At 63.9% G+C, this 17,523-nt stretch carries 12 protein-coding genes and 2 pseudogenes; 6 read left to right on the forward strand and 8 right to left on the reverse strand.

The features are described 5' to 3' along the window. From eutC to J7654_RS05810, 3 genes are read right to left on the reverse strand one after another with little or no spacing between them, the layout of a single operon-like run. Entirely contained in the window at positions 1-834 is an 834-nt protein-coding gene (eutC, locus tag J7654_RS05800) for an ethanolamine ammonia-lyase subunit EutC (protein WP_209738970.1), read from the reverse strand. Further along, positions 831-2,210 (reverse strand): ethanolamine ammonia-lyase subunit EutB, encoded by a 1,380-nt coding sequence (locus J7654_RS05805; RefSeq protein WP_209738972.1) that lies wholly within the window; start codon positions 2,208-2,210, stop codon positions 831-833. Before J7654_RS05805 ends, eutC begins: the two co-directional genes overlap by 4 nt. 11 nt (positions 2,211-2,221) lie before the next feature. Further along, complete coding sequence (locus J7654_RS05810) at positions 2,222-3,523, reverse strand: NAD(P)/FAD-dependent oxidoreductase (RefSeq protein ID WP_209738974.1); 1,302 nt, start codon at positions 3,521-3,523, stop codon at positions 2,222-2,224. A gap of 122 nt (positions 3,524-3,645) precedes the next feature. On the opposite strand from J7654_RS05810, the gene J7654_RS05815 reads away from it, so the two are divergent. Beyond that, a complete protein-coding gene (locus tag J7654_RS05815) occupies positions 3,646-4,377 on the forward strand; it encodes a FadR/GntR family transcriptional regulator (RefSeq protein WP_209738976.1) in 732 nt (243 codons plus the stop codon). Between the two features lie 164 nt (positions 4,378-4,541). Next, a pseudogene (locus J7654_RS05820) lies at positions 4,542-5,546 on the forward strand (integrase core domain-containing protein). 203 nt (positions 5,547-5,749) lie between these two features. On the opposite strand, the gene J7654_RS05825 reads toward J7654_RS05820, so the two are convergent. The 4 genes from J7654_RS05825 to J7654_RS05840 all read right to left on the reverse strand — a co-directional run bounded on the left by J7654_RS05825 (position 5,750) and on the right by J7654_RS05840 (position 12,174). Then, positions 5,750-6,943 (reverse strand): NADH:flavin oxidoreductase/NADH oxidase, encoded by a 1,194-nt coding sequence (locus J7654_RS05825; protein WP_245195673.1) that lies wholly within the window; start codon positions 6,941-6,943, stop codon positions 5,750-5,752. Between the two features lie 12 nt (positions 6,944-6,955). Next, the gene (locus J7654_RS05830) at positions 6,956-8,977 is read right to left on the reverse strand and encodes a hydantoinase B/oxoprolinase family protein (protein ID WP_209738977.1); all 2,022 of its coding nucleotides are present in this window, start codon (positions 8,975-8,977) and stop codon (positions 6,956-6,958) included. Next, positions 8,974-11,022 (reverse strand): hydantoinase/oxoprolinase family protein, encoded by a 2,049-nt coding sequence (locus J7654_RS05835; protein WP_209738979.1) that lies wholly within the window; start codon positions 11,020-11,022, stop codon positions 8,974-8,976. Before J7654_RS05835 ends, J7654_RS05830 begins: the two co-directional genes overlap by 4 nt. 105 nt (positions 11,023-11,127) lie before the next feature. Then, the gene (locus J7654_RS05840; RefSeq protein ID WP_209738981.1) at positions 11,128-12,174 is read right to left on the reverse strand and encodes an extracellular solute-binding protein; all 1,047 of its coding nucleotides are present in this window, start codon (positions 12,172-12,174) and stop codon (positions 11,128-11,130) included. A 397-nt stretch (positions 12,175-12,571) separates the two neighbouring features. Between J7654_RS05840 and J7654_RS05845 the strand changes: the two genes are divergently transcribed. The 3 genes from J7654_RS05845 to J7654_RS05855 are packed head-to-tail and all read left to right on the forward strand — an operon-like array spanning position 12,572 to position 15,199. Next, positions 12,572-13,183 carry a cupin domain-containing protein gene (locus tag J7654_RS05845; RefSeq protein WP_209738983.1) on the forward strand — a complete coding sequence of 204 codons (612 nt, stop codon included), beginning with the start codon at positions 12,572-12,574 and terminating at the stop codon, positions 13,181-13,183. Between the two features lie 49 nt (positions 13,184-13,232). Next, positions 13,233-14,312, forward strand: a complete 1,080-nt coding sequence (locus J7654_RS05850; protein ID WP_245195746.1) for an ABC transporter ATP-binding protein — start codon at positions 13,233-13,235, stop codon at positions 14,310-14,312. After that, positions 14,309-15,199: an ABC transporter permease gene (locus J7654_RS05855; protein WP_209738987.1), complete on the forward strand. Its 891-nt coding sequence runs from the start codon at positions 14,309-14,311 to the stop codon at positions 15,197-15,199. Before J7654_RS05850 ends, J7654_RS05855 begins: the two co-directional genes overlap by 4 nt. 8 nt (positions 15,200-15,207) lie before the next feature. Here the strand turns inward: J7654_RS05855 and J7654_RS05860 are convergent. Continuing rightward, a pseudogene (locus J7654_RS05860) lies at positions 15,208-16,385 on the reverse strand (IS110 family RNA-guided transposase). Between the two features lie 224 nt (positions 16,386-16,609). Between J7654_RS05860 and J7654_RS05865 the strand changes: the two are divergent. After that, a complete protein-coding gene (locus J7654_RS05865) occupies positions 16,610-17,446 on the forward strand; it encodes an ABC transporter permease (RefSeq protein WP_209738989.1) in 837 nt (278 codons plus the stop codon). Positions 17,447-17,523: the final 77 nt, after the last annotated feature.

The following is a 17,523-nucleotide window of genomic DNA, read 5'->3' on the forward strand; positions in this document are numbered from 1 at the left end:
TCACTCCTCTGGTTGTAGTGATGGCGCGACGTGATTGTCGCCGGGAAGGCTCGCGGTCGCTGCGGAGCCGTGAAGTGCAGGGGGTGGCTTCGGCAACGCTCCGATGGCTGCCGAGCACTGGCTTTCGTCCTTCAGGGTCACGCCCGTCCGGCCTTTGGTCCGGGCGGCCTCGACCAGCCAGGAGAGCCGTGCCGCCGCCTGCAGGTAGCCAAGGCCGCCCGGCCGGATATTCGACACGCAGTTGCGCTCGGCATCGCTGCACCCGATGCGGGGGGCGAAGGTGAGATAAGCCCCGAGACTGTCGGGGGATGACAGGCCCGGCCGCTCGCCGATCAGCACGAGCACCAGGTCAGCCCCGGCGAGTGCGCCGATCTCGTCGCCGATGGCGACCCGGGCCTGTGTTGCAACGAAGAGCGCGGTATCAATTCCGGTGCCGCCGAACAGAGGCAGCAACTGGTCGAGCAACGGTGCGACATGGCCGAGCGCGCGGGAGGACAAACCGTCCGCGATCACGATGGCGAGGTCGGGAGAGCGGTGATCTACCTTCTCGTGGTCCTCGGCGCGTAGCCTTCGCCCCAGGTCCGGATTGACGAGATATTGATGGCGATCCACCGCGCGACTGCGCAACTCGGTCACCTCGGCCCCAAACCGCTCTTTCAGCGTCGTGGCCAGCGCCCCAGCGTCAAGCGGCAAGTGGACAGCGTCGCGCGCACGCGCATGCGCCAGTTGGAAACGGAGCATCTCGGCCAGTGGCAGACCCGAGCCGACCCGCCCCAGCATGACGCGCGCCGGGGTCCAGCGGGTAGGGTCGGGACGGGAACGCTCGACGCTCATGCCAGAAGCCGTCCGAAGGCGTTGTCGAGCGGGGCATGACCGTCGATCAACGCGCCGTGGCGGTCCGTCATGCCCATGCGTTGCATCCAGGCCTCGAATTCCGGTGCGCGGCGCAGCCCCAGAACCGAGCGGAGATAGAGCTGATCGTGAAAGGAGGTGGATTGATAGTTGAGCATCACGTCATCGGCGCCCGGCACGCCTATGACGAAGTTGACCCCGGCCACGCCCAGCAGCGTCAGCAGCGTATCCATGTCGTTCTGGTCGGCCTCGACGTGGTTGGTATAGCAGACGTCGACACCCATCGGCAGGCCGAGCAGCTTGCCGCAGAAATGGTCCTCCAGCCCCGCGCGCACGATCTCCTTGCCGTCATAGAGATACTCGGGTCCGATGAAGCCGACGACGGAATTGACGAGAAGCGGATCGTAGGCGCGTGCCACGCCATAGGCACGTGCTTCGAGCGTCTGCTGGTCCACGCCGTGATGCGCTCCGGCCGAAAGCGCCGATCCCTGTCCGGTCTCGAAATACATCACGTTGTTGCCGATCGTGCCGCGATCAAGTGAAAGCGCGGCGGCGCGTCCTTCGGCAATGAGCCCAAGGTCGATCCCGAAGCCGCGGTTTGCGGTTTCCGTGCCCGCGATGGACTGGAACACCAGGTCGACAGGCGCTCCACGCTCGATCAGTTCGATGGAGGTGGTGACATGCGCAAGCACACAGGCCTGCGTCGGAAGGTCGAGCTGATGGATGATCCCGTCAAAGAGCCGCGCCAGTTCATCCATCGTCGGCACGGAGTCGGAGGCCGGATTGATGCCGATCACCGCATCGCCGCAACCATAGCTCAGCCCGTCGATCACCGAAGCGGCTACACCACGACGGTCGTCTGTAGGATGGTTCGGTTGCAACCGCACCGCCATCGTTCCCGGCAGGCCGATCGTGTTGCGGAAACGGGTGACAACCCGGCAACGCCTTGCAACCGTGATGAGATCCTGATTACGCATCAGCTTGGAGACTGCGGCGGCCATCTCTGGCGTGATCGCAGGCGCGAGCCGTTCCAGCATGGCGGGCCGGGCGGCATCCGAGAGCAGGAAGTCGCGGAACTCGCCCACGGTCAAGTGTGAGATCGCCACGAAGGCGGTTGCGTCGTGGCTGTCCTGGATGAGCCGGGTGACTTCGTCCAACTCATACGGAATCACCGTTTCGTTGAGGAAGGTCTTCAGCGGAAGTTCGGACAGGCAGTAGAGAGCCGCGACCCGCTCCTCGGCCGACCCTGCCGCTATCCCTGCCAGCCGGTCGCCGGAGCGCGCCGGCGTCGCCTTGGCCAGAAGCGACTTCAGATCTTCAAACACCCAGCGATGATGATCCAGCGTCGTATGAAACACAGTCCTCTCCCCTAAAACCGATCGGCGCGGAGCGGAGTAAGGTCAACGAGGGGCGGTTGACCGCCGATCATGTCCGCGACCAACCGGCCGGTAATCCCGGCCAGCGTCAGCCCGATATGCCCATGACCAAATGCATGGATGATGCGTGCATCTGACGGCGATCGGCCGATGACCGGCAGCGAATCCGGCATGGAGGGGCGAAAGCCGAGCCAAGTGCGACCAGCCTTGCCGATGCAGGGCAGCAGCTCGCGCGTCACGCGCTCGATCACCTGCGTGCGCTCCTCGCGCGCCGGCTTGTCCAGCCCGCCAAGCTCCACCGTTCCGGCGGCACGCAGGCCCTCGCCCAGGGGCGTCATGTAGAAGCCGTGCTCGGGATAGCAGGTGGGGGCGGAGAGCAGGCCGCCCTCGCCTGGAAACATGACATGGTAGCCCCGCTCGGTACTGAGCCGGATGTGGTCGCCAAAGCTGCGGGCGATCCCTCCAGACCAGGCGCCCGCGGCCAGGACCGCGTGATCGCTGCGGATCGAGCGGTCCTCGCAGCGAATGGTCAGACCATCGGTGCCGCGATCGATGGTGCGGACCCGCGCGGTCACCACCTCGCCGCCGCGGTCGATGAAGCAGCGTAACAGCTGCTGCGCATAGGCCAGCGGGTTGTCGATGGAGTATGCATCCTCGAAGAGCAGGCCCTTGTGGTAGAGCGGCGCGAGATTCGGCTCACGCGCCCGCACCTCGTCTTGTTCGAGGATTCGCATCCTTACGCCCTCACGGCGGCGCAGCGCGATCTCCGGCTGCGCTCGCGCGAAGCTGCGGGCGCTTCTGTAGAGATAGAGGCAACCGGTCGGGCGCTTTAGATGAGTGGCGCGTGCATCCTCGAAAAGCGGCGCCTGCCCCGCTTCGGCCAGTCGAAGCAGCGAACCGAGCACCCCGGCTATGCGGCTGACGGCGACTGGGCTGGCAGCTCGCAGGAAACTGGCAAGCCAAGGCATGAGGCCGGTAAGGTCGCTCCAGTTTATCGAGAGCGGTCCATGACGGTCCAGCAACATTCGCGGCAGGGCGCGCAGAATTCCCGGCGAGGCGACCGGGATGCAGGCGCCGAACGCCATCGTGCAGGCATTTCCGAAGCTGGAAGCTTGCTCGTAGCTGCCGCCCGCAACCGGCGGAGCGGGATCGGCCAGCGTTACGCGATGGCCGGCCTTCTGGAGCCAAAGCGCAGAGGACAGCCCGACGACGCCCGCGCCGATGACGCCAACGCTGGTGCGCTGCACCGCGGCCAGTGGAGGAAGGATCGAAGGGGTCGCCAAGCCGGGGAGCATCAGATTCTCTGCGTTGTAGTCTAATGATATGAGCACAGCAAATCATCATATCATTGGAGGATTTGTCAACACCGTCCCGGTCGCCTATGAAGCGACGCCCGTGAATCAGGAGATCGGCACGCATGGCAGAGTCGGGTCGCAGACCTTCGGTCTTTTCATCGACGCTCGACAAACTCGGGCGACAGATCGTCTCTGGCAGCTTTGGTGCAGATGGCGCGATCCCAGCCGAGCAGAAGCTTTGCGAACAGCTTGGAGCAAGCCGTGGCGTCGTGCGCGAGGTGCTGCGCGTGTTAAGCGAAAAGGGCCTTTTGACAGCACAGCCCAAAGTCGGGATTCGCGTCCAGCCGGAGAGCAAGTGGAACGTCATGGACACAGATGTCCTTGACTGGCTTTGGGATTACGGATCGCGCATCGATTATCTGCGTGAGTTTCTCGAGTTCCGCATGGCTGTTGAGCCTGCTGCCGCTTACGCAGCAGCGCTGAACAGGACAGATGAAGAAAGCCAGCAGATCACCGAGCTCTGCGATCGGCTCTACGAAGAAAGCGAACGTATCATGGATCGCGCCTCCGACGAGCGCTCCCAAGACGTCGATCTGCAATTTCACATGTCGATCTTCCGGGCTTCGCGCAATCGGATGCTGATCTACGTGGGCAACATGATTGGCCATATTATGCGACAGCAGATAGCGGTCACGACATCGGCCCCTGGCGCATTTCGCACGGGCCTGCCGCTCCATCGCGCGATCGCAGAAGCAATAGGAAAACGGGATGGAGAAGGTGCCGCACGTGCGACGGAGGAAAATGTGCGGTTGACGCAAAGCCTGCTTCAAAAGGCAAGCCAGTTTCACTCGTAGTGCAAATAGACGGAACCACCACTTTCAAACTCATAGCGGCTGCCCTGGACTTGTCCAGCAATTGTGGCTCGATCGCGATCGACGATCGTGCACGGGCCCTATGATCCTCCCCCATTGAACGGGTCTATCCTGAAGTATGGTTTTTGCCATGAAGGAGGACCACGATGGCCCGGAAGAGACACAAGCCCGACGAGATCGTCACGAAGCTTCGGCAGGTTGAGGTGCTACGAGGCCAGGGGGTGGCGATGGCTGATGCCGTTCGCCAGATCGGCGTGTCGGAGCTGACCTTCTAGAGGTGGCGGAAGGAGTATGGTGGCATGAGCCGCGACCAGCTCCGCCAGATGAAAGAGCTCCAGAAAGAGAATGAGCGGCTTCGCAAGGCGGTGGCTGATCTGACCCTGGACAAGCTGATCCTTTCGGAGGCGTCCCGGGGAAACTTCTGAGCCCCGCGCGTCGCCGTGCCTGTATCGACCATGTCCGCTCGGTTCTGCCGAAGAAGGTCTGCGAACGCCGGATCTGCCGGGCTCTTGGTCAGCATCGCTCGACGCAGCGGCGCCGGCCTCGTGGCCGGGACGACGAAGCGCAACTGACCGAGGACATCGTCGAGCTCGCCCGTTGCTATGGTCGCTACGGCTACCGCCGGATCGCCGCGCTTCTGCGCAGCCAGGCGGGCTGGGTGGTCAACGACAAGCGGGTCGAGCGCATCTGGCGACGTGAGGGGCTGAAGGTTCCCGCCAGGCAACCGAAGAAGGGCCGGCTCTGGCTGAACGACGGATCGTGCATCCGTCTGCGGGCCGAACGACCCAACCATGTCTGGTCCTACGACTTCGTCGAGGACCGAAGCTGCCGATCTGTAAACGACCCAAGCATGTAATTCATCGATAGTAAGACGGATCCCGAATGCAGATGCTACGATCGGTCCGAACAAGGTCAAGCTGGACTTCTCGAAGCTTGGAAAGCCTACTGACAATGCCTTCATCGCGGCGTTCAACGCCCGCTTGCGCAGCGAATGCCTGAACGCCTCCTGGTTCCTGTCCGTGGCTGACGCCCGATCCCGGATCGACGTCTGGCGGGAGGACTATAACCATCACCGTCCGCACAGGAGCTTAGGAAACTTGACCCCGGCCGAGTTCGCGGATCAATTCAGAAAACCCCGAGAGCTCTCATGAAGCTTGGCCAGTGTCCGGGGCAGGACCAAGCCGACGATGCATGAGTTTCGAACCGGCGACCTAATGGGGGCAGGCCACCGCTATTGCATCGAAGCGGGGCCGAAGCCACTCACGGGACCCTTCGTCGTCGGAGCGAGAGCCCGGCACGTCATCAAACGGGCGTTGCCGCTCGTCACCGCGCCATAGATCCGTTCGGCACTTTCCTACGGCTTCGGATCCTCAATGCCGATGCGCTCCCGGAGCTCCAACCACCAGCCGTAGGAGGAGGGCCAGTAGCCCCAATTCGGGTCGGCGCTAAGAGCTCGCGCAGCATGCAGTCCCCAATGAGGATTGTATAACGCCTCTCGCCCGATCGCGATCAAGTCGGCCTGCCCGGCCTGGAGAATGGCCTCGGCCTGCGGCCCGTCAAGGATCACGCCGACCGCCATGGTCGGCACCTCGGCCTTGCGCCGGATCGCCTCGGCATAGGGCACCTGATGGCCGCGCTCGAGCTTCTTGCGCTTCTTGGCGTAGTCCATGACCGAGTTCGCCGCGCGGATGCCGCCGGACGAACAGTCCACCACGTCGATGCCGCGCTTCTTCAACTCGCCCGCCAGCACGAAGCTATCCTCGATGGTCCAGCCGTCGGTGCGGTCGTCCAGGTCTTTGCGCCAGTCGACGCAGGAGATGCGGTAAAGGATCGGCTTGCTGGACGGCCAAGCCGAGCGCACCGCCTCGGCGATCTCCAGCGCGAAACGCATCCGTCCGTTGATGTCGCCGCCATATTCGTCGGTGCGCAGGTTGGCCACCGGCGACAGGAAGGAGTGGATCAGGTAGCCATGCGCGGCATGGATGTCGAGGACGTCGTATCCGGCCTGGTCGACGCGCTTCGCAGCGGCGGCATAGGCCTCGACCAATTCCCTGATCTCGTCGACCGTCAGTTCCCTGGGCTCGTGATACTCCTCAATCGATCGCCCCGGTGAGGAACTGACTGGCTGCCACGGAGCCTCACCGCGCGCGGCTTCGGCAGGCCCGAGCGGCTGCAACCCCTCGAACGGTCGCTGGCGCGACGCCTTGGGGCCGACATGATGCAGCTGGGCCGCCGGGACCGCGCCCTGCTCGCGCAGAAAGTCCGATATGCGGCGCAGCGGCGCGATCTGGTCGTCCGACCAGATGCCGCAATCGCCGTAGGTGGAGCGGCCGCGCGGCTCGACGATCAACGCCTCGGTCATCACCGTGCCGAAGCCGCCCAGCGCGTATTTCGCAAGATGCTGAAGGTGCCAGTCGGTCGCCCGCCCGTCTGGTCCCGTCATGTACATCTGCATGGGCGCGAGCACTATACGATTGGGAAATGTGACGCCGCGCAGGGTGTAGGGGCTGAACAGCATCGTCTGGCCCGAAACTGGCTTGTCGCTCACGGGATGCCTCTCTTACTCAGCAGCGAGCGCCGTCGGCCGGCTGACGGTTGGCAGTTCCGGAAAACGACGGGCGACTTTGTCGAAGACGTCGTAGATGTCGCTCCCATCCCCCCGACCCGCCGGCGGCGTATCGCCGATCGAGCGGAAGATCTGATGCTTCATGAAGTAGCGCCAGGACACGGGAAGCTGAGCCAAAATATCGGTCAGCGCCTCGTAGCGCCCCTCGGTCCACACCGCCTCGTAGGCCGCGCGGGCTTCGCCGTGACCGAACGTGGCTAGCGGCACCGGCTTCGAACCGGCCGACATCTCGGCGCGGAGCGCCTCCGTGGCGGCGTCGTCCACCGACAAATCTTCGCCGAGCACGACGCCATAGTCGGCGTGCGCCGCCTCGCGGGAGACGAAGCCTCGCCTGACGTCGAGCATCACCAGGTCCACCGGTCTGTGGAGCGGGTCGCCATAGCCGCCCGCGCCCGGACCCTGGATCAGGATGATGTCGCCCGGATCGCAGTTCACGATGTCGGTCGAGCCCAGCTCGACGCAGTCGGGCCTATCGGGGTTGCGCGCAAAGCGCGAGGGTTTGCCGGCCTTTCCGCCTGCAAGCCCCCAGGCCGAGAAGCGTGACCGGTCGCGGTTGCGCGCCGTCACCATCGACTGCGGCGCGAAAAGCTGGAACTCCATCTCCAGCGCCGTTCCGCCGCGATAGAAGCCGGGGCCGCCCGAATCCTGTACCAGGCCGTAGCGGCGGATGCGGATCGGCACCTCGGCCTCGTTGATCTCGACCGGCGTGTTCTTCAGATAGGACATGTTAGCACCGCAGGCTTCCACGCCGTCCGCCTTGGGGCCGCCGCCCGAGCCGCCACCAACCGGGCCGATCGAGGCCATGATCGGCCGCCCGTCCTTCGTCGAGGTCTTCACGTTCATGATCGACAGGCCGCTGCCCGGCGAGGCCGGCATGCGGTCGGGCACGACCCGGCAGAACGCCCCGATGGTCGCCACCTGGGAGAGGTTGCACATCAGGCTGCGCATGCCGACGGCCGCCGGCTTGACGGCGTTCATCACCGTGCCTTCGGGCAGGATCGCGCGCACCGAGCGCATCAGGCCTGCGTTGAGCATCACGGTCGGGTCGAGGCAGTAGAGTGCGTAGACTGCCCCCACCATGGCCAGCGAATGGCGTTCGTTGCCGCCGGTCGGCACATTGAGCGAGGAGACGAGCTGCGGGTCGCTGCCTGTATAGTCGAGCGTCATCGTCTCGCCGTGGATCTTCAGCGTCACGCAGACGCGCACTGGATAGCCACCCGCCTGATCCTCGTCGGCGTAGTCGGCGAAGAAGTATTCGCCGTCCGGCAGGCCGCGGATCACGGCCCGCGCCTGGGCATCGGCATAGTCGAGAAGCTCTCCGAGGCCCGAGCTGAACGCCTCCTTGCCGAAACGCTCGATGATTTCGTGCACCTTGCGTTCACCGACGTTCACGCAGGCGATCTGCGCGTTCAGATCGCCCCAGTTCTGCTCAGGCAGGCGCACATTGGTCTCGATGATGCGGAGCAGGTCCTCGTTCATCTTGCCGTCGCGCACCAGCCTCATCGGCGGGATCCGCAGGCCTTCCTGATAGACCTCGGTGAGGCTGCGCGAGAGCGAGGCCGGGACAGCGCCGCCGACATCGGTGTTGTGGATGTGGTTGCCGACGAAGCACATCAGCTCGCCTTCCCAGAAGACGGGCTTCCACATGTGCAGGTCGGGCGCATGTGTCGCGACAAAGCCCGAATAGGGATCGGAGACGACGCAGATGTCGCCTTCCTTGTAGTCGAAGAGCTTGATGACGCCCCCATAGTCGAGGCCCGTGTACCAGGTCGCGCCGAACGTCTTGGGGGAGGCAACCGTCAGGCCTTCCTTCGTCAGCACCTGGCACGAGAAGTCCTCGGTTTCCTTGACGAAGGTCGAGTAGGCGGTGCGCATCAGCGTCCAGCCCATGCTCTCGGCGGCGGCCGCGCAATAGTTGGCCAGAACATGCAGGGTTATGTTGGCGTCCTTGCTCATGCCTCGCCTCCACCGGAAATGCGCAGATTGCCGAATTCGTCGACATTGACCGTGCTGCCGGGCGGCACCACGGTCGTACAATCCTCCTGGGCGATGATTGCAGGCCCTTCGAGATGGTGGCCCGGCTTCAGCTTGGCACGATGGTGGAGCGCGGCATCGCGCGCCTGCCCGCCCATCCAGACCGGCACCGTACCCTCCGGCTTCGCCGGCGCGACTTCAAGCGGGAACTTCGAGAACTCTGGCTTCTTCGTTTTGCCCGAGATGACGAGCCGGACGCTGATGATCTGCACGGCCGCGCCACGGTCGGCATGGTCGTAGATGCGCTCGTGTTCCTTGTGAAAGGCTTCCACGATGCTGTCGATTTCGGCGTTCGCGATCGCCTCGGAATCGATCTTCGTGTCGATCTCGAAGCTCTGGCCGCGATAGCGCATCTCGGCCGAATGGATCAGCTCGTATTCGCCTTCGTAGCCTTGTCCTTCGCGCAACCACGCCACGGCGCGCTCCTCGAGCGCACGGAACTCGTCGGCGACTTGCCTCGCCGCATCGGCCGTCGCCTCGACATAGATGGTCGACAGGAAATCGTTCTTCACGTCCGCGATCAGGCCGCCCAGCGCCGAGAGAACACCCGGCGTCGGCGGCACGACCACCTCCTTCATGCGCAGTTCGCGCGCCAGGAAGCAGGCGAGCATCGGGCCGGCGCCGCCGAAGGCGAGCACCGAGAAGTCGCGCGGATCGATGCCGAAGCGCGACACCAGCGCCGATACGTCGGTGTACATGCCCGAAACGGCGATCTCGATGATGGCCTCCGCCGTCTCCTCGATCGTGCGCCCGAGCTTCTCGGCGAGTTCGCCGACGGCGCGGCGCGATGCCTCGCGGTCCACCTGCACGGCATTGTAACCGAGCTCGCTATGGCCGATCGCGCCGAGCGCTACGAAGGCGTCGGTGATCGTGGCGCGATCGCCGCCTCGTCCATAGCAGGCGGGCCCCGGGCTGGAGCCTGCGCTTTCCGGGCCGACGCGCAGCACGTTCTGCCCGTCGACCCAGGCGATCGAGCCGCCACCCTCGCCGATCGAGCTGACCGATACGGACGGGATGTAGATCTGGAACTCGCCGATCAGTTCCCCGACGCCATATTGCGGCTCGCCGTCCATGATGATCGCGACGTCCGCGCTGGTGCCGCCGATGTCGATGCTCATGCACCTGTCGATGCCGGCGACCTTGGCGACGTAGCTCGCACCGATGACGCCGGACGCCGTGCCCGACAGGATCATCTGCACGCATTCCGACTTGCCCTGTTCGGCAGTCATCACGCCGCCGTTGGATTTGGTCAGGCGTGGCTCGCCGGCGACGCCGACCTCGGCCAGTGCCTGCTGCAGCGAGCCGAGATAATGGGCTACGCGGGGCTGGACATAGGCGCCGATGATGGTGGTGATCGTGCGCTCGTATTCGCGGATGATCGGCCATGTCTCGCTGGAACAGAACACCGGCAGGCCAGGCGCCTCCGCCTCCACCAGCGCTTTCACGCGCTGCTCGTGGTCGGGATTGCGATAGGAATGGAGAAGCGAGATCACGATGCCCTCGGCATCGGCCGCGACGGCGCGCTTCACCGCTTGCTTGATGGCCTCTTCGTCCAGCGGGGCGATCTCTTCGCCGCTCGCGTCGAGCCGTCCGGGAACGCCGAAGACCATGTTGCGGGGGATCAGAGGTGCGGGGCGGCGGGACAGGAGGTTGTACATGTCGGCGATCTTGATGCGCCCGATCTCCAGGACGTCGAGGAAGCCCTCCGTCGCAAGGAGCGCCAACGTCAGTCCCTTGCGCTGGATCACGGTGTTGATGCCCACCGTGGTGCCATGCGTGAAGTAGGAGATGTCCTCGGGAAAGATCCCGTAGCGCTCGCCGGCGAGCGCCAGTCCGGCCAGAACCTCCGCCCCGGGCTCGTCCGGCCGGGAGAATACCTTGAGGGTGCGAAGTGTCCTCGACGCCTCGTCGAAAAGCGCGAAGTCGGTGAAGGAGCCGCCGATATCGACGCCCACGCGAAATGACATTGTCTCGATTCCCTCGATCGACCATCCGGTCGCCGTTCAAACTGCCATTCAAAGGTGGTTGCGGGCGGGGCTGTCGTTGCGAGCCTGCGCCCGACGGTCGTCGTCTCAGCGCCCGATGCGACGGTTCCACTGATCGATCAGCAAGGACTGGACCTCCGTCATCTCGCGGAAGGGAGGGAAGACCAGCTCGTCGAACTTGGTGATCTGGTCTCGCACCGCGGGATCGAATTCCGCGCTCGCGTTACCCACGCCGTAGCGCGTCCGGCTCCCGAAGCAGCCCTGTGCTTCTGCGTCGAGAGCCGCGTTCACGAACTCCCAGCCGACGTCGCTGGAGTTCGTCACCTTCTGTATCCAGGTCATGGCCGCCACCGCGCCGGGAGACGGCGTGACGTAGGCGAAGTTCTCGTTGCCGTCGTCGATGAATGCGAGGGCGCGGCCGTCCCAGTACATGGCGATATCGATCGCGCCGCTGCGGAGCCCGTTCAGAACCTGGTTAGGATCGCTCCAGAACTCCAGGGACCCGCCCTCCTGCATGCGCTCGATCGTCTCGAAGCCCGGCTCGATGTCGTCGAGCCCACCGCCAGCAAGATTTGCGAAGTTCCAGAGACCGGTGGAAAGCGCGCCCGGATAGTTCACGCCGGGGATCGAGGCATACCACTCGCCTTCGGCGACGCCTTCGATGAAATCCTCCCAGCTTGCCGGCGGCTCGCTGACCGTCTCCGTGTTGTAGATCAGTCCCATCGATCCGTAGTTGTGCACGACCCCATAGCCGTCGCCGATGGTCTGAAAGGCCTCGGGCAGGCTGGCCATGTTCGGCACGTTCTCGAGGGTGAACTGCTCGGCAAGTCCGCGATCGACGACGTCGAATGCGTTGTCGGATGGCATGTAGATGACGTCCAGCGGCGGATCGTTCGGGCTCGCCGCGATCTGGTTCATCCACTGCACGGGCGCGCCGAGCACGACGTTGACCGTGTGACCCGTCGCTGCTTCGAAGGGAGCGACCACGCATTCCCGCAGGCTCTGTTCCCAGAGCCCGCCGAAGGCACCGACGGTGATCTCCTCGGCGGCCGCCGTGGCTGCAAACGCGCCGGCGGCACATGCTCCAATCAGCGATGCCGTAACATGGTGAAGGCAGGCGACGTTCATGGTCATCGGCTCCATCGTGGCTCGAGAACAGGATGTCAGACTGTTTCAGATAATAAAAAATACGGCAACAAATTTTTACTTTCGAAATTTTGTCGGCGGCGAAGTCGTCGCTCGTTCAAACAGCGGTTCGAAGGCGTGCGCAGAAAACAAATTTCAGGCAGGCTGCACTGAAGACATGCAAAAAAACTAAGAAATCTAATGGATTGAAGGCCAGCGCTCTCTATGTCGGCGGGCCGCTGCTCGCGAGTTCCGCCGCCGGATACGCAGCATCGCGCCGAACTGATCCCTTCGTCAAGGACCGAAGGCCGATTTGTAACCGTGCGCATTATTTGAGCTTGTTTTCGTATGTTAAACGGATAGGGTGACTGAAATGAAAAATGCGGGCAGGTGGAGGGGGCGTTGGATGGCATCAGTGGTTGCGGCCGCCGAAGGCAGTACGGAGGCCGCTGATGCAGAGGAAAGCATCGGTGCGGTTGTACGCCGCCTCAGGCGCGAGAAGGGAATGTCGTTGCAGAATGTGGCCAACGCGTCCGGCGTCTCGATCGGAATGTTGAGTCAGGTCGAGCGCGATCTGGTGAACCCTTCGGTGCGCGTGCTCACGGGAATCCGCCGAGCTCTCAACGTACCGTTCGAATCTCTCTTCCAGGGCGGGGAACTTCAGCGTTCGGACCCGGGGTTCGTTCGCCGGGTCGGATTCCGGCCGATCCTTGAACTCGGCGAGCTGCGCAAGGAACTGCTTTCAGCCAATGGTGCCCATAATCTCCAGCTGATGATCCTTCACATCGAGCCCGGCGGAACGTCAGGCGCGACGTTGCTCGCCTACCCGGCGGAAAAGGGCGGCATGGTCCTCTCGGGCGAAGTCGTGCTGACCGTCGGCGAGGAGCAGGCTACGCTGCGGGAAGGGGACAGCTTTCTCTTCGATAGTTCCCTCCCGCACGGTTTCCGAAACGAGACCGACAAGCCTGCGCAGGTCCTCTGGATCATCGGCGCGGTGCAGTTGGACCGCCACCTATAGCCGCCCGCCCTTGCTCATCTGAAACCCCAAGCGATCTCGCGTGACGCCAATGGATAATTCCCAGCCTCTTCGCCTCACCCAGATCAGCAAGAACTTCGGCGCCGTTCAGGCGCTGAAGCCTCTCGATCTGCATGTCGAGCCGCAGGAAATGATCGCGCTCCTCGGGCCGTCGGGCTGCGGCAAGACGACCACCTTGCGCATCATCGCAGGGTTCGAGAATCCCGACACCGGCAGCGTCCACATCGGCGACCGCGATGTTACCGACCTTCCGCCGCACAGGCGCGGCTTGGGAATGGTCTTCCAGAACTACAGCCTCTTCCCGCACATGACGGTCGGCGAGAACATCGCCTTCGGCCTGAAAATGCGCGGCATCGGGAAGAGCGATCGCACCGCGCGCACGCGCTCTGCCCTCTCCATGGTGCGCCTCGCCCAGTACGAAGACCGCTCGATCCACCAGCTCTCCGGCGGCCAGCAGCAGCGTATCGCGCTGGCGCGCTCGCTCGTCACCGATCCGGCTGTGCTGCTTCTCGACGAGCCGCTGGGGGCTCTGGACAAGAACCTGCGCGAAAGCATGCAGTTCGAACTGCGGGAGATCCAGAACAGGCTCGGCATCACCGCCATCATCGTGACCCACGATCAGGAGGAGGCGCTCACGATGAGCGACCGGGTCGCGGTCATGCTGGATGGCCAGATCGTTCAGATCAGCGCCCCGATCGACATCTACGAGCGGCCGAATTCCCGTTTCGTCTCGGAGTTTCTCGGCACGGCCAACATCTTCTCCGGGAGAGCGATCGGGCAGGCCGGGGATAAGGTGCTCGTGACGCTCGACGAGAACGGTGCGCGCATCCCGACGCATGCAAGCAGTCAGGTGCCCGAGGGCGCCAGCGTCAAGATCGCGGTCCGGCCGGAGCGAATGCGCTTCCATGACGGACCGGACGGCGTGGCTGCGAAGGTGCGCGGCGTCGTCTTTCGCGGCAGCTACTACGCGTACGAACTCGAACTGCCGGGTCGCGAAGATCCGATCTACGTCTACTCCGGGGAGCGGGAGGACATCTCGGCGGACGGTCGCGTCATGGTGACATGGCCCGACACGTACTCGATCCTCCTGTCCGAAGAGGTGGGCCGATGAGCGATCAGTCGCTTCCCTTCGAGGCGGTTCGCGAAAAGTCGAGGCGAAAGCGACGGCGCGCGATCGGCATCGGCTCTCCCTGGGCCGTGCCGGCTCTGGTCTTCCTGATGGCGTTCTTCGTGCTGCCGCTGGTTTCGAACATCGTCCGCAGCGTCACCGGCGGTCAGGCGGCAGACGATCCGCTCTTCTATTATCGGGCGCTGCTGACCGACGCGTACTATCTCGGCATCATCTACGAGACGGTCAAAGTTGCGGTCCTATCGACGGCGATCTGCGTCGTTATCGGCTACCCGATCTCGTATTTCATGGTTCGTTACGCCGGGCGCTGGAATGCCGTCATCGTGTTCTGCCTGATCGCGCCACTCCTGACATCGATCATCATGCGCACCTTCGGGTGGACGGTGCTGTTCTCGCGTCGCGGGCTGATCAATATCTGGCTTGTCGACTGGGGGATCATCGAGCGCCCGCTCAACATCCTCAATCAGGAGATCATGGTCTATATCGGGCTCGTGCACGTGCTCGTGCCCTTCATGGTCCTCTCGATCACGGCCGTCCTGCAGACGATAGACCGGCGCCTGGAGGAATCGGCACAGGTGCTGGGCGCGAACAAGCTGACGACCTTCTGGCGCATCACCTTGCCGCTGAGCATGGACGGGATCGCGACCGGCTGCATCCTCGTATTCGTTCTCACGAACGGCAGCTTCCTGACGATGCTCCTCCTTGGCGGCGGGCAGGTCACGACGCTCTCGCTCCTCATCTATCAGCAGTTCACCTTGACGCAGGATGTCGGCTTCGCCGCCGCGATGGGAAACCTGCTTCTCCTGTTCGCCCTCGTCTGCCTCGTCGTTCAGCTGAAATTCATCCACAGAAAAGGTGTGGCTGCGTAATGCGCGTGTCAAGCAGCTTTGGGGAGAGGATCGAAGGTTTTGCGGCTCTGGATCATTGTCCAGAGGACGGTGACTCGTCTGCGCGCGAGGGCGATGATGGCCTGCGTGTGGTGTTTTCCCTCTCGCCGTTTTCGGTCGTAGAAGGCCTTGGACAAGGGGTCTTTTGTGCAGACGGCGCAGAACGCGCCCTGGAAGAAGACGCGCTTGAGGGCTTTGTCCCCGCCGAAGGCTCTTCTCCAGCCGGCTTTTTCCCCGACTGCCTGATCACCGGCGCGAGACCGGCGGCGGCGGCCAGCGCATCGGCCGAACGAAAGCGTGCGATGTTGCCGACGCAGGCGATGAACTCCGCCGCGAGCACCGCCCCCATCCCCGGCAAGGACTGGACGAGGGCTCCATCAGGGTGGGCGGCGAGAAGCGCAACGATGTCGTGATCAATACGGGCGATCTTCACTTTGCTTTCCAGTGCCTCGGCGGCCAGCTCGCGGACCCGTTCGGCGATTGCCGCTTCACCCGTCACCGCCAGGGATTGGGCCTGAGCGGCAGCCAGCGCCTGGTCTGCCAGCCGCTCAACCGCGCGCAGGTGAGGCGTTTTGACGAGATGCACCACGATCCTGCGTTTGCCGGCCTGTCTGATCTCGGCGGGCGTGACGTAGCGGGCCAGCAAGGTGAGAGGTCCCTTGCAGGTCACATCGAGCTCACGTTCCCGTCCCGGATGAACGCTGGCAAGCAGCGCGCGCAGCCGGGCCAGACGCCGGGTCTGTTCCCCGGTCAGATCGCGTCGGCGCCCCACCTTGAGGCGGATCGCCGTCACCGTTGCGTCGTCTGGCAGGATCGGACGCAGGTCACGGGTGCGGACCAACTCGGCGATCGTGCGGGCGTCGCGTGGATCGGATTTGCGTTCGCCGCCGGCGAAGCCCTGGCCGGCACGGTTGACCGAGATACCCGGCGCATGGACGAGCCGGAAGCCCTCCGCCAGCAAGGATGCCTCGAGGAAACAGGCGAAGGACCCGACGACGTCGAGGCCGATGACAGGCTCGCCCCCGAGGGCACGCATGTCGACGATGAAGGACGCAATCTGATCCGGGCTGTTGTCCGCCGCCCGCTCCAGCATGACCTGCCCCGCCTCGTCGACGGCGCAAGCCCAATGCACCGTCTTGGCAACGTCGATTCCCACACAAACGCGCATGACACCTCCCTCTCTTGGCCGCTCCGCCGCTCGCCCCGTCTCGCCGGCATCGCCTTACATAGCCATCAACGGCAGCGCGTAATCAGCGGTCGATCAAGGGCGGTGATGCGGGTGGCTCAGCCACCTGAACCATCAAGGGCAGCAAGCATGACAACCATGCCCGCACCACCTGCGCCAAAGCAGCTTCTCATCCACCCAGGCGCAAGGAAAAGGGGTAAGGCCGCATGAGCGAGACGCCCGCTACCCAGGCGCCCGCGCTGCGGCCGCGCAAGCCGAACTACACGAAGCTCTTCTTGGCGCTCTACGTCGTGGCGTTCATGGTCTTTCTCCTGATGCCGATCTTCGTGGTCGTGCTGGTTTCCTTTTCCTCCGCATCCTTCATCGTCTTTCCGATGCCGGGGTTTTCCCTGCAGTGGTACGCGCGCATCCTCGACTACGCGCCATTCATGAACTCGCTCTGGGTCAGCCTGCAGATCGCCATCCTGTCGGCCTTCTTCGGCGCCCTGCTAGGCGTTCCAGCCGCTCTTTGGGCGGCGCGATCCGGCAGCCCGCTCGCTTCGGCGGTCTCGAACTTCCTGCTCGCGCCGATTTCAGTGCCGGCGATCGTGCTGGGTTTCTCGCTTCTGTATCTCCTGTCCGCGATGTCGCTCGGGGTCTCGTTCCTGTCACTGCTGATCACCCATACGGTGGTCTCGATCCCGTACGTGTCGCGCACGGTGCTTGCGGTCTACCGTTCGATTCCGGGCAACTTCGAGGAGGCGGCGGCGGTGCTCGGGGCGTCGCGCTGGCATACGTTCTATCACGTCACGCTGCCGCTGATCCGGCCGGGCATCTTTGCCGGCGCGCTCTTCGCCATCCTCATTTCGCTCGACAACCTTCCGCTGTCGTTCTTCTTCGGAAGCGCCAATACGAACACGCTGCCCGTGGTGATGCTCAGCTACATGCAGAACCAGTTCGATCCCTCGATCGCCGCGATCTCGACGGTGCAGATGCTGATTGCGATTGGTTCCCTCCTCGTCGTCAATGTGCTGTTCGGCATCGAAAAGCTGACCGCCGCGTGATCCAGGTACTTTTCGCACGGAGGATTTTGCGGACATAACAACCGCCCCGTCGAAGGCCACGCCCTACTGGTGGGAAG

This window comes from Aureimonas populi (assembly GCF_017815515.1).
GTDB lineage: Bacteria > Pseudomonadota > Alphaproteobacteria > Rhizobiales > Rhizobiaceae > Aureimonas > Aureimonas populi.